Source organism: Streptomyces griseoloalbus (genome assembly GCA_014650015.1).
GTDB classification, from domain to species: Bacteria; Actinomycetota; Actinomycetes; order Streptomycetales; family Streptomycetaceae; genus Streptomyces; species Streptomyces griseoloalbus.
Map to the genome: position 1 here is coordinate 267,879 of BMUD01000008.1, position 23,835 is coordinate 291,713.

Sequence of the window (23,835 nt, forward strand, 5' to 3'; positions counted from 1 at the left end):
AAAGAGGGGGCCATGAGCAAGCACTTTGCCGTCGTCGTCCTGGGGGCCGGCCCGGGGGGCTACACGGCAGCGGTCCGATGTGCGCAACTCGGCCTGAGCGTCGCGGTGGTGGAGGAAAAGTACTGGGGCGGTGTCTGCCTCAACGTGGGCTGCATCCCGTCCAAGGCACTGCTGCGCAACGCGGAACTGGCGCACATCGTGACGACCCAGGCGAGCACGTTCGGCATCCGGGCCGAGGGAACCGTCACCTTCGACTACGGCGCCGCGTACAAGCGCAGCCGCAAGGTGGCCGACGGGCGCGTATCCGGCGTCCACTACCTGATGCGCAAGAACGGCATCGCCGAGTACGACGGGCGGGGCACCTTCACCGACGCGCACACCCTGCGCGTCGCCCTCGGTGACGGCCGCACCGAGACGCTCACCTTCGACCACTGCGTGATCGCCACCGGCGCCACCACCCGGCTGCTGCCCGGTACGGCGCTGAGCGACCGCGTCGTGACGTACGAGGAGCAGATCCTCGCGGAGGAACTGCCGGAGAGCATCGTCATCGCGGGCGCCGGCGCCATCGGCGTCGAATTCGCCTACATACTGCACAACTACGGCGTCAAGGTGACCCTCGTGGAGTTCGCCGACCGGATCGTCCCCCTGGAGGACGCCGACGTCTCCAAGGAACTCGCCAAGAACTACCGCAAGCTCGGCATCGAGGTGCTCACCTCCACCCGGGTGGAAGCCATCGACGACACCGACCCGGCGTCCCCCGTGCGCGTGAGCGTCACCCAGGACGGCACCCGGCGGACGATCGAGGCGGCCAGGGTCATGCAGGCCGTCGGTTTCACCCCGCGCGTCACCGGCTACGGTCTGGAGGCCACCGGTGTACGGCTCACCGACCGCGGCGCCATCGACGTCGACGGGCGAGGCCGCACCAGCGTTCCCCACATCTACGCCATCGGTGACGTGACGGCCAAGCTGATGCTCGCGCACGCCGCCGAAGCCATGGGCATGGTCGCCGCCGAGACCATCGGCGGAGCCGAGACGATGGAAATCGACTTCCGCATGGTGCCCCGCGCCACCTACTGCCAGCCGCAGATCGCCGGCTTCGGCTACACCGAGGAGCAGGCCCGTCAGGCCGGCTTCGACGTCGACGTGGCCAAGTTCCCGTTCACGGCCAACGGCAAGGCGCACGGCCTGGCCGAGCCCGGCGGCTTCGTCAAGGTAATCAGCGACAAACGGCACGGCGAGATCCTCGGCGCCCACCTCATCGGCCCCGAGGTCACCGAGCTGCTGCCCGAGCTGACCCTGGCCCAGCAGTGGGACCTCACCATCCACGAGGTCGCCCGTAACATCCACGCCCACCCGACCCTGGGTGAAGCGGTCAAGGAAGCGGTGCACGGCCTGGCCGGTCACATGATCAACATGTGACAAAAGTCCACGGCGACGGGCGCCTCGGTCAGTCCGGCTGCTTCTCCATGTGGTCCAGGACACGCTCGGAGATCCGGGCGAGTGTGCTGAGCTGGTTCGGGGTCAGGGCATCGATGAACAGGCGGCGGACGTGCTCGACGTGCTGGGGTGCGGCCTCTTCGATCGCCTTGTAGCCGGCCGGGGTGGCGACGATGAATGCTCCGCGTCCGTCGTCGGGGCATTCCTCCCTGGCCACGAGCCCGCGCTTCGCCATCCGCGTGATCTGGTGGGACATTCGGCTCTTCTCCCACTCCACGAGTTTGGCCAGATCCAGGAAGCGTATCCGTCCACCGCCCCGTTCGGTGAGGCTGACAAGCACGATGTAGTCGGACGCGGACATTCCGGAGTCGGCCTGGACGCGGCGGGACAGCCGTCCGATGAGCTTCTCCTGCATGCGGATGAAGCTGTCCCAGGCGGCCTTCTCTTCCAGGTTGAGCCAGCGGGGCGGTGCGTCCATGGGGGCAGTCTAACGAAATCGTTGACAGCTCATCTACTCACAGTGGCGATGACGCGACCCTCGACGAAGCCGTGTCTGTCGTGCCCATGAGGCCTCGGTTTCAGGCCCCGGCCCGGTGCACGAGCCGGAAGGCGCCGGGACCGCTCCGCTCTCGCTGCGCGATGAAGGGGGCCAACCGTGGCCATGTCGCGACGTGGCGCCGCGCGCAGCTCACCCGCACACGGTCAGCTGCCCGGTGGAACCGCGGGTGATCGTGGTGGGCCGGTCGGGGTCTTTGCCCCGCCGTCCACGAGTTCGTACTGCAGCGCACCCGAGGGGCAGCGCCGCACCACTTCGGCCAGGCGCTCGGCCGTGGCGTTGTCCGGCTGGATCCACGGGCGCTTCGCCGTGTCGAACACCTCGGGCAGGCCCTGGACGCATTCGGCTGCGTGCAGGCAGCGCCTGGCCTCGAAGGTCACCGTGATCGACTGCGCCCGGTACGTCTTCCGCTCGGATCCACCGCTCATACCTGCCTCCGTCACTGCCGTGCTCGGCTCTTCAGTCACTGACCTTGCTGCGGGACTGGTACAGCAGGTCCTGGTACTCGGGGTGCCGGTTGATCCAACCCGCGAAGAAGGGGCAGGTGGCCAGCACCCGCAGGTTCGCGGCGCGTGCCTCGTCAAGGGCGGTGCGGACCAGCGCGGACCCGACTCCCCTGCCCTCGTACTCCGCCTCGACCTCGGTGTGCACGAACGCGACGAGTTCCGTCGTACGGATGTATTCCGCGACGCCCGCCACCTCGGACTCTCCATCGACGCGGGCCTCGTAGCGCTTCGCCTCGGGCACGTCGCTCACTTCGACCGTCATACGTCCTCCTGGTGGGCCTGGCCCCGCTCGACTCGACGGAATTCCGCCAGCCAGGACATCACCCTACCCCATCAAGTTGATGCGTCAACTTACCCTGGGGAGCTCGTACCGCGGAGCGAGCACGCGGACACGCCGCAAGGCCCGCGCGCCGGGGCCAGAGGCATGCTGTGCGGCTGTGGGCGGAGCCGTCTCCAGCCGTACTGGCGGCTGCGCTGGAAGTGAGCCGGACCGGGCACCCGGGCGGCAAGCTCGTAGCGCTCCCGGCGTAAGGTCACGGCCTTCCGCGACGAACGGCGGGCGTCACCACCCGCGGGGACCGGATTCAGCGGCCTTCTTCTCAGGGGCTGGACGTCGATGGCCTTGACGAGGCGGCGGCCGGTCGGGCTGTCGGGTGACGCCGCGGGCGAGGCCGTCGGCGCCTTCGCCGCCGCCCGCGCCCCAGTCCTCGGAAAGCTGCGCGTCGGGAGCTTCTCTCCCAGCCTTCTGGAACGTCGGCCCCGCATCGACCAGACCCTCCATGCGGTCATCGTGGAGGCGTATGTCCACGGCGTCCCGCCCTCCGCCGACCGCCTCGTCAAAGCCCGCGTCGACCACCGCATAGATCTGACCGCGTTTTGCGGACCTGCTCCATCAGTGCCGGGAGGGCAACGGGAGCGAGGGTGCCTCGACTTGTGAGTACGGCCGTCCACGTGGGCTCGGGTGCGGACGATGGGTCGGCATTTAGTTGACACGTCAAGTGTCGCTGCTAATGTAGGTGACGTGTCATCAACTTGATCGGACGGGGGGCCGTCACTGATGCCGTGAACCGTCTCGATGCGGAGACGTGCCGGTCCGTGACGTGCTATCAGCCGATTCAGCGTGGTGCTTGGCCGACCCGGCCTCAGGAGCGTATGCGCGGACGCGTACGGCCGTATTACGGCGTCGAGATCGACGGCGTCCGTCCGAGCACTCTGAGCACTCTGAGCACGCAGATACCAACACCCGGAGAGGGACCCATGAGCAACGAAGCGAAGTCCGGACTGCAGGCACTGCTGACGCCCGAGGAGAGCGTCGTCGTCCTGATCGACCACCAGCCGTTCCAGTTCGCCAACCTGAACAGCCACGAACCCACGATGGTCGTGAACAACGTCGTCGCCCTCGCCAAGGCCGCCAAGGTGTTCGACGTACCGACCATCCTGACGAGCGTGCTGGAGGAGCGCGGCGGCTACCTCATCAAGGGGCTGCAGGATGTGTTCCCGGAGCAGAAGCCGATCAACCGCACGCTCATCAACACCTGGGAGGACGAGCGCGTCGTCGACGCCGTCAAGGCGACCGGCCGCAAGAAGCTGATCATCGCCGGTCTCTGGACGGAGATCTGTGTCGCGATGCCGGCGATACAGGCGGCGGGTGAGGGCTTCGAGGTCTTCGTTGTCACCGACGCCTCGGGCGGTGCCTCGAAGGAAGCCCATGACATGGCCGTGCAGCGCATGGTCCAGGCGGGCGTGGTGCCCATCACCTGGATGGCCGTGGCGAGTGAGTGGCAGCGCGACTGGGCCCGCGAGAAGACCATCCCGGCCATGACCGAGGTTCAGCTTCAGCACGGGGGCGCCACCGGCGTCGCCTTCAGCTGGGAGACGCAGCTGCTCGCCGCAGGACGTGCTGGAAACGACGTCTGACATGGCCGCGGAACAGGCGCCCGTCCGCATCGGGTACTGCCTGTAGCTGACCGGTCCCCTCGCGGACAACGGCCGGTCGGCCCGTGTCGCCCATGAGATCCGGCGCGAGGGCGTCAGCGCTCGCGGTGGACTGCTCGGCCGTCCGGTCGAGTTCGTCCTCTACGACGACCAAGGGGACGCCTCCCCCGTTCCTGGGATCCTTGGATCCGCGGGCACCCGGGGTGACCACCCTGGCACTGCACGGCCCGGCGGATTTCAGCGCGCAAGCCCCGCGGTCTCACCACGAGCCCTCATCCGGAAGTGATCAGTCGATGTGCGGATCATCGGACTCTTCGAGGAGGCGAGCCGCGAGGTCGTCGGCCCACTCCAGGGCCCCAGCGTGAAGCGCGGTGATGGTGGCGTCATCGAGGCCGTAGGCGGCGAAGGCTTCGGCGTCGGTCCACTCGGCGCCCGTGACGGGCAATCCGCCCCTCAGCCCCGAGACCGGCAGTCCCGGCTCGGCCCAAAAGTGGCCGAGAAGTCCCACAGACGAAGCCGAGTCCCCTCCTGGCTCGCATACGTGCAGGTCAGGAGGAGGTTCGCGGGAGCTTTTCTTAGAGCTTTCAGATGTCCCGGAACTCCTCTACAGTCTCTCTGACCTGCCTAAACGAGCCTTCTGAAGATCATCTTGCACGAATGCTGCACAAGTCGACCAGTGCGGGTGTCAGGCGGCCCTCGTGTAGGCGCTCCGGACCGCGATGCGGATCTTGGAACCGGCTCCCACGATCCGGTGCACGTACTTACGGAGAGTGAACGCGGGATCGGCGTGCCCGAGCCGGTCCGCGAGCGTGTACACGTCTACCCCGCCGTTGATCATCATCGACGCGTACAGGTGTCGCAGGGCATGCATCATCATGTCGCGGGACTTCTCCCAGCGCCGCCCCTTCGCGTCGGGGTCAAGGGGCTTGATGAGGCCGGCTGCTGCCAGGGCGGGCTTCCAGCGGTAGGAGTTGAACCAGTTCGACTGAATGGCGGTCTTCTCCCGCGTGTAGAAGATCAGCTGCACTGTGACCGGGTCGCCGCCCTTGTGGCCCCACGGTCGGGTCACCTCGACGGGTGGGTATTTCTCCATGTGTTCGCGCAGGGGGATGGCCACGTCCTCGGTCAGCTCGACCCACCGGTCCTTCGGGTCCTCGGCGTCTCCGCCCTTGGGGAGGGCGTATACCAGGAACGAGCCGTCGTGGACTACTTGTCGTTGTACATGCACCATCGGGCCGTCCGGATGCGTCCAGTCGATGTCTTCCGGCGACAGGCCGAATATTTCTCCTTGGCGAAGGCCCAGGCCGCGACCGCAGTCGACGAGTGCCTTGTAACGGTCGGGAAGTTCGGCACGGATCTTCTCGGTGTCTTCCCATGACAGGGTCAGCTCTGCCCGGCCGCCGTCTCCTCGCTTCGGCTTGGCATCCTGTACTGATTTGGCCAGGCAGGGATTCTTGGCTATCAGGCTGTCGTCCACCGCCAGGTCGAATATGGCCCGAAGGTTGTCGAAGACCAGGCGCAGCGTGGAGCTTCCGAGCAGTCGCCGGCGATCGTGCAGCCAGTTCAGCAGTGACGACGGCTTCACGTCCTTCACCCGCATCTTCCCGACGGCGGTAGGGATGATGTGCAGCTGAACCCGCTCCTTGTGGCGGCGGTACGTGCGCGGATTCTTGTGCTCGTGCCCCTTGAGCCAGGTGAGGGCGAGTTCAGAGACCCTGATCTCTCCTGCGCGGGGGTTGACGTACGACCCGTCGTCCACCCCGGACCGCATCTTGGTCTCGTGCCTGCGGGCTTCGGCCTCGGTGCGGAACAACTCTGTCTGTTGGACTCCTTCCCGGTTGCGCCAACGGGCCTGCCACCGCTTGCCGACCCCGTGATCCGCCGTCGGAACCTTGCCGTGCTCCCGGCAGGCCGACTCTCCGGCTTTCGGACGCGACTTGTGCCAGCGGTCGTACGGCATGGACTCAACTCCTGTTTTCCGGCGGGCCTTGAAGTCTCTTTGTGGCTTCCCGTCTCAGGGGGCGTCATCGACGGTGAGATCGCGTGCCCGTTCATCGCCTCCCGAGTTAATGGGATCCTGATCCAGGTGATCCGAAAATGTCAAACGTATTCTTGGGGTCTTTGCGGAAAAGGGTGTGGAGTGGTGGGGAAGATCTCACTCGGAGAATCCTCGCTCACGCGTCTGCGAGGATTCGACGAGCCCTCGTCGAGGATTCGCTGGAATCTTCCGAGAGTTCGAGGGAGGGGAGGTATTTCGCCGAAAGTTCTTCTATTTGGTTCGGCTGGAATTCCGTGTCACTGTTCCGTCTGCCACCCCAGCGGACTATCGCTCACGTGGTTCTTTCCTGCCCGCTCCGAGCCGTTTTGGAGTACTCATGCGTCGAACCACCGCCCGTGCGGCAGAAGCCGAGAGTGGCGCGGGGGGTCGTTGTCCGTTGATGAGTGCTAGGGAACTGGCCGACTTCCTGGGCGTGCCACTGAACACGGTCTACATATGGAATCACCGACACCAGGGTCCGCGAGCCCACAAGGTAGGCCGCTATTTGCGCTACCGCTGGCCGGAGGTGGAGGCGTGGCTGGAAGCTCGGGCGGTGGATCGAGGCTGAAGCACCCCGGGTCAGAGGATTCCCGGCCACGGCCACGGCCGCGGGCCGGATCGACCGCGGAGACAGTCGATCCGATACTGCGCCTGGCTCCTCCACTCCGCGTTGCTGGCTGCGTGCTGAGCCGCGTACGTCACCATGCGCAGCTCACGGGCGCACGCGAGGACGGGATAGCCCTCCCATGCCGTGACGTCGTACCCGTACACCGCACAGAAGCGGTCGTACTTGCGTGCGCTGACGACGCCCGTGGTCTTCGCGCGCACGGCAGTGGACACGAGATCCCACTCCGGGGGGCCGACAGAGAAGCGCTCCAGGTCCATCATCAGGACCCCGTCGGTCGTGCGGACGATGTTGCCGGGCCAGGCGTCACCGTGCACGGCCCGATCGGGGAGACCGGCCGGCCGCTCGGCCCAGGCCGCTACGAGGTCGCGGTGAAGGGCGTGCAGCCACTGCTTGTCGTCGTCGCGGATCGTGGTGGCCGCGTGCAGCCGTTCGTCGACCCGGACGAAGGGATCGAGGTACCCCAGCTCGATCGCCGGCGTGGGCAGGGAGTGGAGCCTCGCGAGGAGTTCAGCGACATCCTCAACCGAGCCGTGCTGCTGCGGCGGCAGTTCCGCCCAGAAGGTCACGGGTCTGCCGTCCGCCTCTACCGGCTGCTCCACGTCGACCAGGCGAACGGCCGGGACGCTCTCCTGGGCGAGCCAGCGTGCGACGCGCACCTCGCGGGCCGCCGCAGCGCTCTGTCCCTCTCGGGCGATCCGTACGATCACCCGCTGACGAGGCAGCCGCCATATCTGGTTCTCGGCCAGACGGAGAGGCTCCGCTCCGTCGGAGTCCAATCCCACCGCCGAACAGGCCTGCTTCAGGACGTGACGTGCAGGTTCGGATGCCGAAGGAGTCATGCGGAAACCGTAGCGGCGATCCGATCTCGCAGTGCTGAAGCCTCCTGGACAGTCCGATGCTTCGAGGCGAAGCGGCCGAGCTGCCGCAGATCGTCGGCAGCTCGCCGGGAGGTGAGTCGGCCTACCTCGTTCAAGGCGTCGTGGCCGAGCGCCGCCGCCTGGCGAGGGTCTCCCTTGGCCATGAGCAAGGAGGCCAGCTTCGTCCGCGAGATCGCACGAGACCGTTTGTAGGCGTCCGCGTGTCCGTTCACCGCTGTGTTGAATCGGCGCGCTGCCCGGCCCGGGTCCTGTCCGGCGAGGATCGCGAGATCGAACAGGGCATGAGCCGTGTCCCCGTTGTGCTGCGCCTCGTCGTAGTAGGCCATCCACGGCGAGTCTTCGGAGGGCCGGGCCCGAGTGAACGCCTCGTCTGCGGCGCCGACGGCCGCCATGGTGTCCCGGACGTTGCCCATCTTCCCGAAGGCCCTGGCCCTTGCCGTGTGAAGCATCGCCTGCTCGGTCGCCGTCAGGCGGTCGGAGCGCACAAGCCCCTTCTCGGCGTACGTGAGGCCGTCATCGGGCGCCCCGATCCATACGGCTTGCCGTGCGAGGAACGAGTACGTCTTGGCCCGCAGATGCCAGTCGCCGGCCTCTTCGGCGCAGTCCGCTGCGAACCGGAAGGTCTTGGTGGCTTCGTCGTGGTGGTAGGCGTCGAAGGCAGAGGCGCCGACCACGATGCCAAGCCGTGACACGGCGGCGAACAGGTCGGTTCGCATGTGCTCGGGGAACTGGGTTTGCAGCAGGCCGGCTGACCACTGCATCGCTCGGGCGGCTACGTCTCGCACTACGCCCCCGCCGCCCAGCTCGTTGTCCATGCCGCTGATAGCGGTGGCGGCGGCCAGGACCTGGTCGACGTGGCTCGGGTTGACGTTTGCCGGAAGGGACAGTTCGGCGGGCGCGAAGACGTCGGTGAGGTTGAGAGGGGCTATGGCGGCGAGGCCGCCGATCTGGAGGAACGAGCGTCGAATCACGGGCTCATGGCTCCCAGGGCGAAGAGTTGGTTCGTCTCTGCCCAGGATGCGGCCTGTCGGCGCCTGAGCGGGTCCCTCCCCTCGGCGCGGGGAGGCCTTATCGGCATCAGCCCGCCTTTTGTCGGCATCACGGTTGCCGAAGACCATCGGCCACGCCCGGTCGAGGAGTCCTCCCGTGCCGAGGAGGTCATCGAGCCGCTGAGCCACATCGCGGCGACAGCTCGGGTACTTACCCTTCTCGATAGACAGGATCATGTCGTCGCTGACCTGCACTAACCGCCCAAGCTCCTTGGCCGACAGCCCTTGCCCAAGGCGCAGTCTGCGCAGCTCGTTCCCGAACCACTCCTGGGGGGACGCCCCGGGATCGAGCTGCTTCATTGGCTGCGGCATGTTCTGCCCCCGAAGTCGTTGATGCCGAACTCTTCACCTCTCGGCATCAGGCTCTGCACGTTCTCGGTGCGCTCTGCCTAAATGGTTGCTGATCGGTTCCAGTCCAGTACACACCGCAACCCACCCCTGCTGAAGGGGTTCCGGCAGAACGGAGGAAGCAGCGATGAAACTACTCGTCGACACCTGCGAGCGGGATGCTTCTGTTCGAGCCACGTCCAAGAGCGTGGACGGTCAACTCGACATGAGTTTCGACGTCCGGGCCGAAGACCTGGGAACCGTGCGGGACATCGTCGCAGCGCACCTTCGCTGGTGGCGCGTCGACAACGGCACCGCGTTCCGCACGCTGACCGTTGTCAACGAACTGCTCACCAACGTCTTGCAGCACACCCCTGGGGACGCCGACGGGTGCCGGATGGCCAGCCTGCTCCTCCAGAAGGTTCCGGACGGCGTCACCGCCATCGTTCGCGACCATGACCGCTGTCCGCCGGTGTACTCGTCGCCGGCCCTCCTGGCCGAGGAGGGGCGCGGGCTGATGCTGCTGAGTGCTCTGGCCGACGACACGTCCGTGTCCGTAACCCCAGCGGGCAAGGACGTGTGGGTCTTCATAGCGACCCTGAATTCGACCGAGAACCTGTAGCCCTCCGCGGCCGGTACTTGGCCCTCCCCAGGAGTCCCGATGTCCCTCACCGTTCTGGTTCCGGAGAACGACGTGGTTCCTCCGTCAGCCGACGAGCCCTGCACCCCGCAGTGGACCCCTCCACTCGATGCCGAGGGTTTGCGGTCCGTCCTGGAACGGATCAAGAACTGGAAGCCACTCGACGTGGAGGAGGTCTTTGACGACCTCGACACGGCCATCGGCGAGCAGACGCCGCCTGTCGCGGTGACCGACACCCTGGTCGACCGTCTCCGGGGCCATCTGAAGCAGCTCAGCGACATCGCCGTCGCGGACGAGCAGTACCCGCCCACCGCGGAGATGCTCCAGCTCGTTGCACGCGGGGTCCCCCTGAGGGAGGAGCGTGAGCCGGCCGACTACCGGCAGGCCGTCGGCCTTGCTCGTCGTCTGGCCTTCGTTATCTCCGACCTGGTTGAAGAGCTGATCGAGGCCCGCTACATCAAGGAGGCGGAGTGACCCACGACCCCAGCTCCGTTCGGCACCCGGCCGTGACCGCCACGGCGATAGCCCTCCCGCACGACGCGTACGACTTCGAGTACTACGAGCGGAGGATCTCCGACACCTGGCTCCTGGAGAAGAGCCTCGCCGTACGCACCATGCGCATGCCGTTCCTCGCAGTTCCCGTCGGGGGCACGAGGCGCGGCGGGGACTACCCGGTGTCGTGTCCGTGCTTCGGGCTCAAGGTCCGTGACCTCCTCCTTGGACGGCCGGGCTTCCCCGACCTCCGCGTGCAGTGGTCGCCCTACCCGGACACCTGCTTCGTTGTCGAGTGGGGAGAAAGGCTGCCGAAGCTCTGGGGCGACCGTGACGCCACCACCCTGCGGCGCTTCTACGGCTACAGCGAAGCAGCGATAGCCGCCTTCACAGGGCGGCCGTGCCACGAGACTCCCTCTTCGGCCGCGCCCGAACCGTGTTCCCCCACGGCACCGTAGCCGGCCGAAGAGGGCCCAACTTCCCACCCGAGAGGACGAGCATCATGTGTGCGCACAACCCGCCGTGCCCCACGGCCGAGGCTCCCGACAGGGAAGCCGCGCGGCTTTGCGCGCATCGGCCTGAGCAGGGCTGGAGCCTGCTGTGCAACGGCGTGCTCCTCTTCGAGGACACCGGCGAACTCCTCCCCGACGGCCGGATCGTCCCCCCGCTCCGGTCGCTCGACCTGGCGAGGGCAGCCGCGTGAAACGGGCCAGTGCTGCGCCCCGGCTCGTCCCGTACATCACCCAGCGAGAGGGGGAGTACGGCGGGCTGGAGTCGGAACTCACGCTGAGTATGGACACTTTCGGTGCCGTACGTCTCGCCTACCAGGAGGAGACCCCCGCTGACCGCGGGCCGCGCGGCGAGCTGTGGGCGCGGTGCTCCCAGTCGCTGAACGCTGCCGGGAAGCCGACGGGCAAGCCGCAGTGGCGCTTGGTCAACTCCACCCGGCAGCGCAAGGCGATGGAGCAGCTTCGATGCCAGATCGGCTTCTGCCCGGCTGAGACCGAACGGGGGTACGTCTTCCTCACCGGGACCGCGGAAGACGCGTCCCACCGTGCTGGTGAGCCGGTGAGGACAGCCCAGCCGCCGGTGTGTCTGAAGCACCTGCGGCCAGCCACAGAACTGTGCCCACACCTGCGGAAGGGGCACGTCGCCTTCTGCGCGCGGGCCACCTCGCCGTGGGGCGTCATCGGCACCCGGTACCGCCTCACTGCCACCGGGCTGGCGCCGCTCCCTGTCGAGGACGACGACGCGCCAGTGACGTATGGGCACCCCCAGTTGGGCTGGTTGCTGGCGAGCCAACTCATACGCGAACTACGGGACTACGAGGTCGTCAATCTGGACGATCTCGTGCCCGCTGCCCAGACGGCCGCCCAGCGGTCCTGAGTGACACGGACAGGACCGCCGGGCGGCTCACCACCGGTGTGCCAGAGCCCGCGTGTGCCGGTCAGCACGAAACCGCCAGCCCTCGGCGGTCCGGCCCAGAACGGAGAGCGGTCGCCGATAACCTCCCGGCCCACCGGCACGCGATGCCGGCTTACCTCCCCCGAACACGAACGACCGAAGGAAGTCCATGACGAACACGACCGTCGAGCCCGACGAGGCGACCCGCCTGCGGAACAAGGTGGTGGACGAGCTGTGCGCGGACGGCAACATCTCCTCCTCGGAGATCGAAGCGGTGATGCGAAAGGTGCCCCGGCACGACTTCACACCCACGGACACGCCGCTGGACAAGGCGTACGACACGTACGCCGCCGTGATCACCAAGACGGACGAGCACGGTGTGCAGCTCAGCTCCGTCTCCGCACCGCAGATCCAGGCCATGATGCTCGAACAGGCCCAGGTGAAGCCCGGGATGCGGGTCCTGGAGATCGGCTCGGGCGGGCTGAACGCGGCCTACCTCGCCGAGCTCGTCGGTGAGGACGGTGAAGTCGTCACCGTCGACATCGACCCCGTCGTCACCGACCGCGCGCGGCACCTCCTCGACGAGCACGGCTACGGCCGGGTGCACGTCGTCACCGCCGACGCTGCCGAGCCCATCCCGGACCTCGGCGAGGTCGACATCGTGATGGTGACCGCTGGGGCCTGGGACATCTCCCCGGTCTGGACCGCGCAGCTCAAGCAGGGCGGCCGGCTGGTCGTCCCGCTGCGGATGCGCGGGCTGACCCGGTCGGTCTCCTTCATCCAGGTCAACGGCGAGCACGGCCCCTACCTGGAGAGCGAGTCGGCGAAGATCTGCGGCTTCGTCCCGATGCAGGGTTCGACCGCCCACAGGGAAGAACTCCTCCTCGTCAACGGCACTCCGGAGATCGGGCTGAAGTTCGACGACGGTCTGCCGGCCGACCCGCACCGACTCGACAACGCCGTCACGACACCGCGCCACGAGCTGTGGACCGGGGTCACCGTTCGTATCCAGGAACTCATCGACACCCTCCAGATGGCGATGGCGATCAGCCTGCCGGGCTTCTGCACGATGGCCGTCGACGAGGACCTGGACACGGGGCTGGTCGCCCCTGTGAACAAGCGGTTCTCCCTCGCAGCCGTCGAGGACGGCACCTTCGCCTACCTCGTCACCCGCCGCACCGAGGACGGCAAGCACATCGAGTACGGCGTGCACGCCCTCGGCCCGAACGCCGAGCAGTTCGCCGACAAGGTCGCCGACGTGCTGCGCGACTGGGAGGCCAACCGGCGCGGTGGCCCCAGCCCGGTCATCCGGGTCTATCCGGCCGACACCCCTGACGACCAGATCCCGGCCGACCGGGTCATCGACAAGGTGCACAGCCGGGTCTCGCTCTCCTGGCCCTCGGCGTGACGCCGGGAGCCAGGTCGTTCCGCACCATCCGAACACCAAGAGGAAGGGCACCATCATGACGAGCGCCACCCTGGCCCCGCCCGCCCCGCCGACGGGCTTGGACGACGACTTCGCGCCCCTGGACGTGAAGGTCGTCATCGCCGAGCACGCGTACGGCAAGCTCATGTGCTCCACGGGCGACGGCTGCGGCACCACCTGCGCGACCGGCGCCTCCGCCTGCGGTTCCTTCACGGAGGACCCGGCCTGATCCAGGCCGCTCCCCGCCGGTGGGCCGCGCGAAGCACTTCGCCCGGCCCACCGGCCCCTGTCCCCTTCTCCGCGCAGCCTGACGGAAGGGCCTCATGGCTTCCCGAGCAGTCGTCGGCTACCAGTGGCAGGGCGTCGCGATGCTGCGCGCCACCACCAGCCCCGGGCCGGCAGACATCCCCCGCACCCTCGACCTGGACGACGTGACCGTCACCCGCGGATGGCTGAACCGCATCTGGCAGCGCGAGGACTTCCGCAGCGCGCTGGAACTGGCCACCCCGGTCCTGTCCGACGCCGTCGGGGCAGTCGTCCGAGGCCGGCAGACCGAGCCCCGGCATGTCCGCCGCACCGCGTTGTCGACTGTTTCCTATCTCCTGCGGTGGCAGCACCGGCCGACCCCGCTGGGCCTGTTCGCCGGTACCGCCCCGGTGACTGTCGGGCCCCGGGCTGACGCACGGTGGCGCGACAAGCACCGTACGCTGATCCGGCCGGACGCCGAGTGGGTCACCGACCTGGTTCTACGGCTCCAGCGCACCCCCGCGTTACTGAAGCGGCTACCGCTGGTCGCCAACAACGCCGCGCACACGCGCGGAGACCGGCTCGTGGCGCCGGGCGCGCCCTCCGACGGTCACGCCGTCCTCCTGGCTCCCGTGGAGGTGTCCGTCCGTAACGCCCGGCCGGTGGCCGCCGCCATGGACGCGGCCCGCACTCCCATCTCCTACGGCGACCTTCACGGCCACCTGCGCGACAGCTTCCCGCAGGCCACGCCGGAGAAGATCGACGCCCTTCTCACCAGCCTGGTCGAGCAGCAGTTCCTCATCACCAGCCTGTGGGCGCCCATGACCACGGTGGACGCCTTCCAGCACCTGTGCCACGAACTGGACCGGCACGGCGCTGACAGTGTTCCCGAGGTACGGGACCTGGTCCATGAGCTGTTCGCGTTACGTGACGACGTGTCCACCCACCAGCCGACGCTGTCCGACAGCAGTGTGAGCGCCATCGCCGCGCGGATGCGCGGTCTCACCCCCGTCACCCCGACACCGCTGCTCGTCGACACCGCCCTCGACTGCGAGACCCAGCTCCCGCACGCCGTGATCGCGGAAGTGCAGGCAGCCGTGTCGGCCTTGTACCGGACCACCCCACAGCCCTACGGCTACCAACACTGGCGCGACTACCACCGCCGGTTCCGGGCCCGGTACGGCGTCGGCGCCCTGGTGCCGGTGACGGACCTGGTCTCCGACAGCGGCCTGGGCCTGCCCGCCGGATACATCGGCTCCGAACGCGGCGCCACCCCGAAACCGCGAACCGACCGCGACGAACTACTGCTCGCTCTGATGCAGCAGGTCCTCCTCGACGGCCGCGACGAACTCCGGCTGACAGACGACATGATCGACGCCTTGGAGAAGGCCGCCGGAACGGACGAGCGACTGTTCGTGTCCAGGGTGGAGGCCGCCTTCGAGATCCACTCGCCCAGCACCACGGCTCTGTCCGGCGGCACCTTCGACGTCCTGCTCACTGCGGCCCCCCGCCCCGGCAGCAGCATGGCGGGCAGGTTCGCCCACGTCCTGCCGCCCGAGCATCAGGACGCGCTCGCCGCCACATACCGCGGGGCGCCGGACGGGCTCACGGCGCAGCTCGTGTTTCCGCCGCGCCGACACCGCAACGAGAACGTCACCCGCACACCGCGGATGCTGCCGCACATCATCGAACTGTCCGGCCACCAGGAGACGGACGAGACGACCATCCGGCTCTCCGACATCGCCGTCACCGCCGACCCGCGCAGCTTCCACCTCGTGCAGCGCTCCACCGGCCGGCGCATCGACGTGCGGGTCCTGCACGCCCTGGAAGGCGGGACCCAGACCCCGCCACTGGCCCGGTTCCTCGCCGAAGTGGCCAACGGGCGGTACGCCGCCTACAAGCCGTTCGACTTCGGCGTCGGCTCCCGGCTCCCGTTCCTCCCGCGAGTGCGCTACCGCCGCACCATCCTCACGCAGGCCCGATGGCTGCTGACGGCCGACGACCTGCCCGGCCGCAAAGCACCGAGGCAGGAGTGGGAGAACGCCTTCACCACCTGGCGGGACCGACTGCGGGTTCCGAAGCAGGTCGCCGTCATCGAGTACGACCAGCGCCTCCCCCTCGACCTGTCCCACCCCGTCCACCTCCGGGTCCTGCGCGCACACCTCGACAACACCCGACGCGCGGAGCTGCGCGAGGTCCCGGACGGAGACGCCCACGGGTGGATCGGACGGGCACACGAGATCTGGCTCTCCCTGGGCCGGTCCGAGCCGGACACCGCCCATGCGCCCCGGCCGCGCCCCGTCACGTCGCCGAGGGCCGGACGACACCTCCCGGGCTCCGGCGGTGTCCTCCATGCGCAACTCCACGCTCATCCGCGCCGCTACGACGAGATCCTGAGCCACCACCTCCCCCACCTGCTCGCCGCGTTCCGGGAGAAGCCGCCGGCCTGGTGGTTCACCCGGCACCGGGAGACGGCTCGCCCGGAGGCCGACCAGCACCTCGATGTCACGCTGCACCTGCCGCACGGCGCCTACGCGGTCGCCGCACAGCACGTCGGCGCCTGGGCGGACAGCCTGCACAGGATGGGATTGGTGTCCGGGCTCGTCCTGGCTCCCTACCAGCCGCAGACCGGGCGCTTCGGCGGCGAGGCGGCCATGGACGCCGCGCACCAGGTGTTCGCAGCGGACTCCGCCGCCGCCCTCGCGCAGATCCAGCTCACCGAGCGCACCGAGACCATCGCCCCGCAGGCCCTTACTGCGGCCAGCGCGCTGAACCTCGTCGCCCACCTCGCGCCGAGCACCGCCGAGGCCGAACAGTGGCTGGTCCACAACCTCCCCCAGGGCACCGGACGCCTGGACCGGACCCTGCGCAGCCAGACCCTCGGACTCGCCGGACCTGACGCCGTCACGGTTCTCGGTCCTCTCCCCGGCGGCCCCCAGGTCGCCGCAGCCTGGCAGGCCCGCGCCGCCGCGATGGCCGCCTACCGGAACACCGTGGCCGGTGAGCGTGACCCGCTCACCGTCGCCCGATCCCTGCTCCACCAGCATCACGTACGGGCCCTGGGCGTCAGCCCGACCGCCGAGGCCACCACGCTGCGACTCGTCCGCACCGTGGCTCTCCAGCACCGGAAGGCGAACCGATGACCGCCCCGGCCACCACGGTGCCGGCCATCCTCGACCAGTACACCGTCCGCCTGGCAGAACCCGACCCGCCGCCGGAGAACGAGCCCTGGGCGGTGCAGTCCCTCGCCGAGGGTGCCGCCGGAATCGCTCTCCTGCACACCGAGACCGTCAGCCGGTACGGCGGCTCCTGGCGTTCCGCCCACCGATGGATCACGAGCGCGGCCTCCGGGCCCATCAGCGCGGCCGATCAGACGGGCCTCTTCCTCGGCGCCCCGGCCGTCGGCTTCCTCCTCACCACCGTCCCCCCGGCCTACCAGCATCTGTACGCCTCGGCGCGCACGACACTCCACCGGCACATCGCCGACCTCACGAACCGCCGCGTGGACGCCGCGCTCGCCCGCATCGACAGGGGAGACCTGCCGACCTTCGCGGAGTACGACCTCTTCCACGGCCTCACGGGGATCGGCGCCTACCTCCTGCGGACAGAGCCCGAGGGCGCAGGCCTGGAGAGGATCCTGCACTACCTCGTCGCCCTGACGCGGCCGCTCGCCCCCGCCGGCCGCGGGCTCCCCGGCTGGTGGGTCCGCCACGACCCCGCCCGCGGCGAGTCCCCCTACTTCCCCGGCGGACACGGCAACTTCGGCGCCGCACACGGCATCACCGGCCCGCTCCTCCTCCTGGCCCAGGCCCTTCGCCACGGCATCACCGTCAACGGTCACCAGGACGCGATGTTCACGATCTGCGCCCACCTCGACGCCTGGTGCCAGCACGGTGACTCCGGCCCGTGGTGGCCCGAGCACGTCTCGCGTCGCGACCTCGACCGCGGACGCCCCCACCACACCGCACCCACCCGTCCGAGCTGGTGCTACGGCACGACGGGCATCGCACGGGCCGGCCAACTCGCGGGAATCGCCCTGCGCTCTCCCGCACTCCAGAAGTTCTACGAGGACGCCATGTACCGGGCCTTGACCGATCCTGCGCAAATCGCACAGGTCGTCGACAGCGGCCTCTGTCACGGATGGGCGGGCATCTACCAGACCGCTCACCGCGCCGCCGCGGACGCGCTCGACCCGCGGCTGCGCACCCTCCCGGAACGTCTTGGTGACGCCCTCACCGCGCAGGACAAGCCCGACGCCCTGTCGACTCCCGGCCTGATCAACGGCGCCGCCGGTACCGCGCTCGCCCTCACCACCTTCGCCTCGCAGCAGGCGCCGAGCACTGGATGGGACGCATGTCTCCTGATCAACTGACTCAGGCAACCGAGGCGAGCCCGACGCAGCACGCCGTCCTCGCCGTCCTCACCGGCCTGTCGATCGCCGACGCAGCGCAGCAGTACCGGATGGACCCCGTGGTCCTCTCCGACGCGGTCGCGGTCTACGACCAGGCCGGCCGGGAAGCGCTGGCCCGTCACGCGGCCACCACCGACTGGTGGCAGGCGTACCTCCACTTCACCGACTGGTCGAACGCCGACACCACCTTCACCGCACACGTCCTGCCCGTACTGCGCGAGGCGGAGTCCGTCGGCGCGATCGACGGCTGGTGGTACACCCGAAAGCACCCCTGCTGGCGTCTGCGCCTCCGCGTCCAGCCCGCGGGCGGCGCCAAGCCGACCATCGGGGACGGCTTCGACCGCCTCGTCTCCGAAGGTCACCTTCGACGCTGGTGGCCCGGCATCTACGAGCCGGAGGCTCCGGCGTTCGGCGGGAAGACCAGCATGACGGCCGCACACACCTTGTTCGTCACCGACAGCCGCGAGGCCCAGCAGTTGCGCCGGCGCGGCGACCTCGCCGTAGGGCCGAGGGAGCTGTCCGTCCTCCTGTGCACGATCATGATGCGCGCCGCGGGACTGGAGTGGTACGAGCAGGGGGATGTCTGGGACCGCGTCATCACGGCGGAGCACCGCTCGGCCGTCAGCGACGTTCCGGTGGAACGGCTCAACGCCCGAGCCCGGGAGATCCGCCCCCTGCTTCTCGCCGACAGCAACGTCCTGCTGCGCTCCGGTGGCCCGCTGGAGCCTGTCGCAGAGTGGGCCGCCGCCTTCCGCAGCACCGGCCGAGCACTCGCCGAAGGCGTCCAGGACGGAACTCTCGACCGTGGGTTGCGGCAGGTGCTCAGCTACCACGTGATCTTCCACTGGAACCGGCTCGGGCTGTCCATGCGAGGGCAGAGCATCCTGGCCTGGGCAGCCAGGGCAGCGATCCTGCACCAGACAGCCTGTGCCGGCCTTTGAGCTTGGCGTTTAACCTCACTGGGCTTGGTGTTCCTTGACTGATTCGGCGCGATTGCTAGGCGGGCTGACTGCGAGGCACGGATTGTCCTTCTTCTCATGCTCCGGCTCAGCGGGTGAACGCTTCGGTCAGGCTGATGCGGTAGCCGTCCTCTTCCATCAGCACGGCGGTGACGCCGAACGGGTCGGGGTGGTCCAGCTTGATGGGGGTGAAGGAGAAGTTCACCGCGGCCTGAATCGGCGGCACCAGTTCGCCGCCGGGTTGCGGGACGGGGGCCGGCCTCCAGCCGGGGGCCACCGACGCCCAGCCCTCGGGGCTGCGGGACAGGAGCTGCTCGCTGTAGGGGAACTGGTGCAGGACACGCCCGGCCAGGATGGCGAGCATCATGTTCAGGCAGGGTGCCGGGTCGACGATCGGCAGCTCGCCGGCGGTGGCGACGTCATGGGTCTCCCAGGCGAGCCAGACCTATAGCTCACGGATGAAGCCAGCCGCCCAAGGGGCGCGTACCGTTCCGGCGAAGAGCGGAAGTTATTCAGCGGCGATCGCTTCGCGCAGGCATCCGTCGCAGACGGATTCGCCGTCCGTCGGAGCGTACGGCTTCCCGCAGCGGACGCACTCCTCCATCCCGGAGAAGGTCTCGCCGCAGTGGAAGCACAGGTCGACCGGGTTCCTCGGGGCGGCGGCAGTGAGCACCTCACGCACCAAGGCCTCGACGTCGCAGGCGGGACACCAGTAGACCGGATCCAGTTCGCCGCGGACCGCCGACCACTCGGTGCGGTCCAGGACCTCGTACGCGTATGCCGACGCGATGTCGTCGGGCCCGCGCCGGTAGTGGCAGTACAAGCAGTAGGCGCCCTCCTTGCCCCCGACGATCAAGGCGCACTGGTCGCAGTTCCAGCACTGGACGGTACGGGACTTCACGGGGTCGAGGTCGGGGCGCAGCCGCCGCATCCGCGCCGTGACGTAGCCACGGATCTCGTCGAGCCCTTCGCGGATACGTGCCAGAGACTCAGCCGTCTCCCCGTCCGGTGGGTCGAGGCGGGGCAGCAGTTCGGAGTCCACGAAGTGGATCAGGAACTCCAACACGTCCGCGGCCTTCGCCTCGATCACGTACCGGTTGACCTTGGTGTCGTGCAGGCGGCCATAGTGCTGAAGTTGGTTGCGGAGGCTGGCCAGCTGTTTGAGGTCTTTGTCCTCCTTCGAGCTGATGGCGACACCCGCAAGGTTGACGAGGCGAGTGATCGTCTGATCCACGGTGCAGGTGGTCAGGCTGCCGTCGTCCAGCTCACCGCGCTTTGCGTCGCCAGGGTGTTTGAACACCAGGCTCCAGTGCTCCAACTCCAGCCGGTATTTCAGCAGGCACTCGACGGCGGCCTGCAGGTGTACCACGGCGTACTTCAGCTCCCGGCGGCCGACCTCCTCACCACGTAGGTGATCGACCACGCTGACCAGGTAGTCCAGACCGTTTTCGACCGGCGGGTAGTGAACCTCGGCGGCGAGGTCCTCGCCGCCCGTCGCCAGCGCCGCCTGCTCGGCCGGCGCCGCACCCTCCTTCTCGCCCGTCATCGTGGGTGTGCTCTCCTCTCGGTTCGGCCATTCGATGTCGGGATTTCAGTCCGTCCGCGCGCCCACTGACACCCTTGGCCACACTGGCCATCGCCCCTTGGGCCCGGGTGGGCGATGGACAACGCTACTGCGACGGTGGAGGTGACTTCGACATTTTTTAGTCGCGCCTGGCATGACCGTAGTCCGCTGGGGGCCGGGCGCCGCCCCGACGGGGACGGCTTCTGCTGGGGGCACGAAGCCGCACAGCTTGGTGGGGCCTGTCAGCACCAGATCCCGGTGACGCCGCCCAGAGCGCCACCGGGATCCACCCTTGTCAGCTCAGGCGACGGGCCAGCAGCCGCGGCGGCAGGTGAAACTCCACGCTGGGCTGCCGGGAGCCGTCGTACGGCGCCAGGTTGCGAGCAGCCCACCCCTCCGCTGCCCGAACAACCGACTTGGGGGAGCCGATTAGCAGTGGCAGGACCGACAGCAGCATCCACGTGGCCGATCTGGACTCGCCGTGGATCTTGTTGTTCAGGTGCTCGTTCAGGCGGACGGCTACTGCGTCACCGCGGGTGCGGGAGACGCTGCCGACGTAACGGCAGGTCCCGTGCCCATCCCACACCACATACACCGCCGCAGGCGCGACGACCCGGGCACGGACGATGTGGGGGCTCGCGACGCAGGTGTATGCCTGGAGCTTCTCCTCGTTGACCTGTCCGTCGGCCAGTACGGTCGGTGAAAGAAGCGGCTGGAGCAACGTGGCCACGCCGAGCAGGGGGCGGCGAATGGTTCGGGGAAGCATCAGCCGTCCTCCCCTTCCTCGTTGCTGTGGTTCAGGACCGCTGTCATGGCGTCAGTGAGCGGCTTCAGCGGCTTCTTCGGCCCGTACTCCAGGAAACCCTTGACGCCGTCAAGGCGCTGCTTCCACTCGTCGACCGCTTCCCAGGAACCGAACACCCTCGATCCCAGAGGGTCCGTCTCGGAGAGTTCGGCGAGCGCGTGCGCTGCCTTGGTCGCGGCGGTCACGGCGGAGTCGAGGTTCCTCTGCTCCTTGACGTGCGGAGGGAGAGGGAGTTCGCCGTCCTCCTTGCCGGCCGCAGCCAGCTCCTTCCGGGTCGCGACAACGGTCTCCTCGGCCAGCTTGGTGTCGGCGTACCAGGCCAGGTCCCACTCGAAGCGGATCGACACCTGGGCACGGGCCTTGTCGATGACGGGATCGCCGTCTTCCACCGTGCGCCCGTCGATCACATCGCCCCGCGTGTGGAACGCCTTGACGGTTCGGGTGTCCGTGACGTGGGCGCAGGCGATCGAATGCAACATCTTGCGGCCGCCGAGAGTCGAGGCCAGGAGCGTGAGGAGCCGGGTGGGAGTGGCCCGGTAGGGGGTCTTGAGCGGCTCGGCCTTCACCCCCAGCTTGGAGCCGCGGTCACGGGTGATCAGCCCACGCAGGATGGCCGCGGTCCCTCCGAGAACGGTCAGCTCCGCGATGGCTGCCTCGTCACCGACTAGGGCCTTGGTGAGGATTTCGTCGAGCACCTCCATCGGATCCGATCCCTTCGTGAGCTCCCAGGGGCGCTTCCAAACCAGGTCGGTGATGGTCCCGCCGTTGTCAAAGGCGCGCAGCGCCTGGTCGATGGTGTCGCTGCGATAGGGGGAAAGGATCAACGCGCCTGTGCGCTTGCCGATCAGCTGCCGGTCGGCGCGCCGGAACCCGAATTCCTGGCGCAGCAGCTCCGTCATTTCCACCGCCCGACTTCCGGCCAGGAGAACCTGCTGGTGCACAGCCGAGGCCCACAGCCGGTGCGGAGGAAGGCCGAGGAAGGTGCGGAGGTCGTCGACTCGGGCGGTACCGGTGAGGATCTTGTACTCGTGATCGTTGACCAGACCGGTGGCCCCGGCGTTGCGGTAGACCCGTCGCATGCCCTGGGAGTTCTGTATTCTCAGCTTGGTGGTCTTCAGCCAGCTGCCTGCTGAGAGTGGAACAGAACCTGAAGCCGACCATGCTGGTGCGGCGAGTGGCGCGAATGCTTGGCCGAGCTGCGGGCTCCCAGTGCAGACGGATGCGGCCGAGGGGGAGTCCGGGAGTTCCGGCGGCGAGCCAGGTGACGTCGAGGGGGCCGTCGTGCTGGGTGGAGACGCGCCGGACGAGCGCGCCGCGCATGCCGTCAGGCATGGGGCGTACGGCGAGGTTGTGCAGCGGAAGGAGAAGCGAGGGGTGAGACCGCGACGAGATAGGAGCCTCCGTGGTGTTGAAGGAATTGGTCAGGTCCAGGCGAGGGCGTCGCGTGCCCCCACCGGGAGGTAGCCCTCTTGTCCGTCGTCGGCGATGTACGCCATTCCATCGCGGACGACGACGTCGGCTCCCACGTAGTGGGCGAAGGGGAAGTCGGGGTTGACGGCGAGGCGGACCGGCAGGTCGGGGTCGAGTTCCTGGAGCTGGCGGAGCAGGTGGCCGACGGTCAGGTACTGGGGCAAAAGAATCTCCGAGAGCGGTGGGAGGTGACGAGGCAGCCGGCAAGAAGGGCGAAGGGGTCTGCCCGGCGGTCAGCGCGAGGAATGGGCGACCAGGGCGACGAGGAACCCGGCGACGGCCTCGGACGGGGTGTGGAGACCGAACTCCTGGACCCAGGGGTCGCCGTCGGCGGGCTGTGCCCGGACGTGCCAGACGATGTCGCGCTTCCACGCAGCCGGGTCTTCGGGGAGCCAGCCGACGTAGACACGGCCGTCGGGACTGGTCGCGTGGACGTTGGCCTCTTGGGTGTCGACGATCGCCCAACCCAGGGCGCCCAGGAGATCGAGCACCGGACCGGCGCAGTGGTCGGAGGAGAGCCAGTGGTGGTCGTTCGCTGCGGGGCGGACGACGGCGGGCAGGAGGGTGGCGGAGGTGCTCACGGTTGGACGATTCTTTCGTTGACCTGCGGTTTTCCCGACACCCGTACGTTGGCATGCGGCATCCCGAAGTACGTAGTCGTTTCCCCAGGGATGACGTCTGCCGTGGGCGAACTCGAGGTTGCCAGCGGGTGACTGGAGGCCGGGAATGGATCGGCGGCCACGGTTGTCGTACCGGGGTTGCGGCGACGGGCCGCACGGGACCGAAGGGGGAGCAGGAATGGCCGAGGCGAGCAGACACCGGGACGGTGCCGGGCTGGAGCGCAAGATCCGCGCAGCCGGGCGGCCGTGGACCGTGGGTGACATCGCGATGGTCGCCGACGGCCAGTGGGGCGTCGGGGCGCAGCCCGACCGGTGGCCGGACGAGGAACTGGTGGAGCACCGGATCGCGGAAGGCCGGCGCGTCGAGCTGACGATGGAGGAGCTGGCCCGCGCGGTGGGCCTCCGCGTCGAGGACACCCACCGCGACGAGGGCCCGCGCTGACC

28 protein-coding genes and 1 pseudogene are annotated in these 23,835 nt (G+C 68.5%); 16 read left to right on the plus strand and 13 right to left on the minus strand.

The window, feature by feature from the left end; all coding sequences use genetic code 11:
- Positions 1-12: 12 nt before the first annotated feature.
- A complete protein-coding gene (lpdA, locus tag IE178_RS15060) occupies positions 13-1,419 on the plus strand; it encodes a dihydrolipoyl dehydrogenase (RefSeq protein ID WP_193512606.1) in 1,407 nt (468 codons plus the stop codon).
- A 28-nt stretch (positions 1,420-1,447) separates the two neighbouring features.
- Here lpdA and IE178_RS15065 read toward each other — a convergent pair whose 3' ends face one another.
- The 3 genes from IE178_RS15065 to IE178_RS15075 form a co-directional block, all read right to left on the minus strand.
- Entirely contained in the window at positions 1,448-1,915 is a 468-nt protein-coding gene (locus IE178_RS15065) for a MarR family winged helix-turn-helix transcriptional regulator (protein WP_193512607.1), read from the minus strand.
- A gap of 224 nt (positions 1,916-2,139) precedes the next feature.
- Positions 2,140-2,421, minus strand: coding sequence for a (4Fe-4S)-binding protein (locus tag IE178_RS15070; protein ID WP_184761565.1), 282 nt, complete (start codon positions 2,419-2,421; stop codon positions 2,140-2,142).
- A 31-nt stretch (positions 2,422-2,452) separates the two neighbouring features.
- Positions 2,453-2,761: a GNAT family N-acetyltransferase gene (locus IE178_RS15075; RefSeq protein WP_184761564.1), complete on the minus strand. Its 309-nt coding sequence runs from the start codon at positions 2,759-2,761 to the stop codon at positions 2,453-2,455.
- A gap of 450 nt (positions 2,762-3,211) precedes the next feature.
- Between IE178_RS15075 and IE178_RS15080 the strand changes: the two are divergent.
- The 3 genes and pseudogenes from IE178_RS15080 to IE178_RS37070 form a co-directional block, all read left to right on the plus strand.
- Positions 3,212-3,317: pseudogene (locus tag IE178_RS15080) on the plus strand (transposase); the annotation flags it as partial.
- 439 nt (positions 3,318-3,756) lie between these two features.
- Positions 3,757-4,416, plus strand: coding sequence for a hydrolase (locus tag IE178_RS15085; protein WP_184761563.1), 660 nt, complete (start codon positions 3,757-3,759; stop codon positions 4,414-4,416).
- A gap of 46 nt (positions 4,417-4,462) precedes the next feature.
- Complete coding sequence (locus IE178_RS37070) at positions 4,463-4,720, plus strand: ABC transporter substrate-binding protein (protein WP_369075345.1); 258 nt, start codon at positions 4,463-4,465, stop codon at positions 4,718-4,720.
- On the opposite strand, the gene IE178_RS15090 is transcribed toward IE178_RS37070, so the two are convergent.
- Together IE178_RS15090 and IE178_RS15095 are read right to left on the minus strand one after the other, a co-directional pair.
- The gene (locus IE178_RS15090; RefSeq protein ID WP_193512679.1) at positions 4,721-4,942 is read right to left on the minus strand and encodes a hypothetical protein; all 222 of its coding nucleotides are present in this window, start codon (positions 4,940-4,942) and stop codon (positions 4,721-4,723) included.
- A 177-nt stretch (positions 4,943-5,119) separates the two neighbouring features.
- Entirely contained in the window at positions 5,120-6,394 is a 1,275-nt protein-coding gene (locus IE178_RS15095) for a tyrosine-type recombinase/integrase (protein WP_193512608.1), read from the minus strand.
- Between the two features lie 478 nt (positions 6,395-6,872).
- Between IE178_RS15095 and IE178_RS15100 the strand changes: the two genes are divergently transcribed.
- Positions 6,873-7,040: a helix-turn-helix transcriptional regulator gene (locus tag IE178_RS15100; protein ID WP_308293361.1), complete on the plus strand. Its 168-nt coding sequence runs from the start codon at positions 6,873-6,875 to the stop codon at positions 7,038-7,040.
- An 11-nt stretch (positions 7,041-7,051) separates the two neighbouring features.
- Here the strand turns inward: IE178_RS15100 and IE178_RS15105 are convergent, their stop codons facing one another.
- Positions 7,052-7,939 (minus strand): phosphotransferase family protein, encoded by an 888-nt coding sequence (locus tag IE178_RS15105; RefSeq protein ID WP_193512610.1) that lies wholly within the window; start codon positions 7,937-7,939, stop codon positions 7,052-7,054.
- Positions 7,936-9,327 (minus strand): helix-turn-helix domain-containing protein, encoded by a 1,392-nt coding sequence (locus tag IE178_RS15110; RefSeq protein WP_318280064.1) that lies wholly within the window; start codon positions 9,325-9,327, stop codon positions 7,936-7,938. The genes IE178_RS15105 and IE178_RS15110 overlap by 4 nt, the downstream gene beginning before the upstream one ends.
- A gap of 175 nt (positions 9,328-9,502) precedes the next feature.
- On the opposite strand from IE178_RS15110, the gene IE178_RS15115 reads away from it, so the two are divergent.
- From IE178_RS15115 to IE178_RS15160, 10 genes are all read left to right on the plus strand, one after another.
- Positions 9,503-9,976 (plus strand): ATP-binding protein, encoded by a 474-nt coding sequence (locus IE178_RS15115; protein WP_193512612.1) that lies wholly within the window; start codon positions 9,503-9,505, stop codon positions 9,974-9,976.
- A 39-nt stretch (positions 9,977-10,015) separates the two neighbouring features.
- Positions 10,016-10,468, plus strand: a complete 453-nt coding sequence (locus IE178_RS15120; protein WP_193512613.1) for a DUF6415 family natural product biosynthesis protein — start codon at positions 10,016-10,018, stop codon at positions 10,466-10,468.
- Positions 10,465-10,944, plus strand: a complete 480-nt coding sequence (locus IE178_RS15125; protein WP_318280065.1) for a DUF6302 family protein — start codon at positions 10,465-10,467, stop codon at positions 10,942-10,944. The genes IE178_RS15120 and IE178_RS15125 overlap by 4 nt, the downstream gene beginning before the upstream one ends.
- 44 nt (positions 10,945-10,988) lie before the next feature.
- Positions 10,989-11,189 carry a DUF5999 family protein gene (locus IE178_RS15130; RefSeq protein ID WP_193512614.1) on the plus strand — a complete coding sequence of 67 codons (201 nt, stop codon included), beginning with the start codon at positions 10,989-10,991 and terminating at the stop codon, positions 11,187-11,189.
- The gene (locus IE178_RS15135; RefSeq protein WP_318280066.1) at positions 11,186-11,872 is read left to right on the plus strand and encodes a hypothetical protein; all 687 of its coding nucleotides are present in this window, start codon (positions 11,186-11,188) and stop codon (positions 11,870-11,872) included. Before IE178_RS15130 ends, IE178_RS15135 begins: the two co-directional genes overlap by 4 nt.
- 187 nt (positions 11,873-12,059) lie before the next feature.
- The gene (gene fxlM / locus IE178_RS15140; protein WP_193512615.1) at positions 12,060-13,298 is read left to right on the plus strand and encodes a methyltransferase, FxLD system; all 1,239 of its coding nucleotides are present in this window, start codon (positions 12,060-12,062) and stop codon (positions 13,296-13,298) included.
- A 55-nt stretch (positions 13,299-13,353) separates the two neighbouring features.
- Positions 13,354-13,545 carry an FxLD family lanthipeptide gene (locus IE178_RS15145; RefSeq protein WP_193512616.1) on the plus strand — a complete coding sequence of 64 codons (192 nt, stop codon included), beginning with the start codon at positions 13,354-13,356 and terminating at the stop codon, positions 13,543-13,545.
- A gap of 94 nt (positions 13,546-13,639) precedes the next feature.
- Positions 13,640-16,705, plus strand: a complete 3,066-nt coding sequence (locus IE178_RS15150) for a lantibiotic dehydratase (protein WP_193512617.1) — start codon at positions 13,640-13,642, stop codon at positions 16,703-16,705.
- On the plus strand, positions 16,702-17,934 hold the full coding sequence (locus IE178_RS15155; protein ID WP_193512618.1) for a lanthionine synthetase C family protein: 1,233 nt from the start codon (positions 16,702-16,704) through the stop codon (positions 17,932-17,934). Before IE178_RS15150 ends, IE178_RS15155 begins: the two co-directional genes overlap by 4 nt.
- Positions 17,916-18,914 carry a thiopeptide-type bacteriocin biosynthesis protein gene (locus IE178_RS15160; RefSeq protein WP_193512619.1) on the plus strand — a complete coding sequence of 333 codons (999 nt, stop codon included), beginning with the start codon at positions 17,916-17,918 and terminating at the stop codon, positions 18,912-18,914. The genes IE178_RS15155 and IE178_RS15160 overlap by 19 nt, the downstream gene beginning before the upstream one ends.
- A 106-nt stretch (positions 18,915-19,020) precedes the next feature.
- On the opposite strand, the gene IE178_RS15165 is transcribed toward IE178_RS15160, so the two are convergent.
- The 6 genes from IE178_RS15165 to IE178_RS15190 form a co-directional block, all read right to left on the minus strand.
- Positions 19,021-19,299: a hypothetical protein gene (locus tag IE178_RS15165; RefSeq protein WP_318280067.1), complete on the minus strand. Its 279-nt coding sequence runs from the start codon at positions 19,297-19,299 to the stop codon at positions 19,021-19,023.
- A gap of 141 nt (positions 19,300-19,440) precedes the next feature.
- Positions 19,441-20,478, minus strand: a complete 1,038-nt coding sequence (locus IE178_RS15170; RefSeq protein ID WP_193512620.1) for a hypothetical protein — start codon at positions 20,476-20,478, stop codon at positions 19,441-19,443.
- 313 nt (positions 20,479-20,791) lie between these two features.
- Positions 20,792-21,262, minus strand: a complete 471-nt coding sequence (locus IE178_RS15175) for a hypothetical protein (protein ID WP_193512621.1) — start codon at positions 21,260-21,262, stop codon at positions 20,792-20,794.
- Positions 21,262-22,380, minus strand: coding sequence for a hypothetical protein (locus IE178_RS15180; RefSeq protein ID WP_193512622.1), 1,119 nt, complete (start codon positions 22,378-22,380; stop codon positions 21,262-21,264). Before IE178_RS15180 ends, IE178_RS15175 begins: the two co-directional genes overlap by 1 nt.
- A 342-nt stretch (positions 22,381-22,722) precedes the next feature.
- The gene (locus IE178_RS15185) at positions 22,723-22,935 is read right to left on the minus strand and encodes a hypothetical protein (protein ID WP_193512623.1); all 213 of its coding nucleotides are present in this window, start codon (positions 22,933-22,935) and stop codon (positions 22,723-22,725) included.
- Between the two features lie 69 nt (positions 22,936-23,004).
- On the minus strand, positions 23,005-23,352 hold the full coding sequence (locus tag IE178_RS15190) for an SPDY domain-containing protein (protein WP_193512624.1): 348 nt from the start codon (positions 23,350-23,352) through the stop codon (positions 23,005-23,007).
- 217 nt (positions 23,353-23,569) lie between these two features.
- Here IE178_RS15190 and IE178_RS15195 point away from each other — a divergent pair, with 217 nt between their 5' ends.
- Positions 23,570-23,833 carry a hypothetical protein gene (locus IE178_RS15195; RefSeq protein WP_193512625.1) on the plus strand — a complete coding sequence of 88 codons (264 nt, stop codon included), beginning with the start codon at positions 23,570-23,572 and terminating at the stop codon, positions 23,831-23,833.
- Positions 23,834-23,835: the final 2 nt, after the last annotated feature.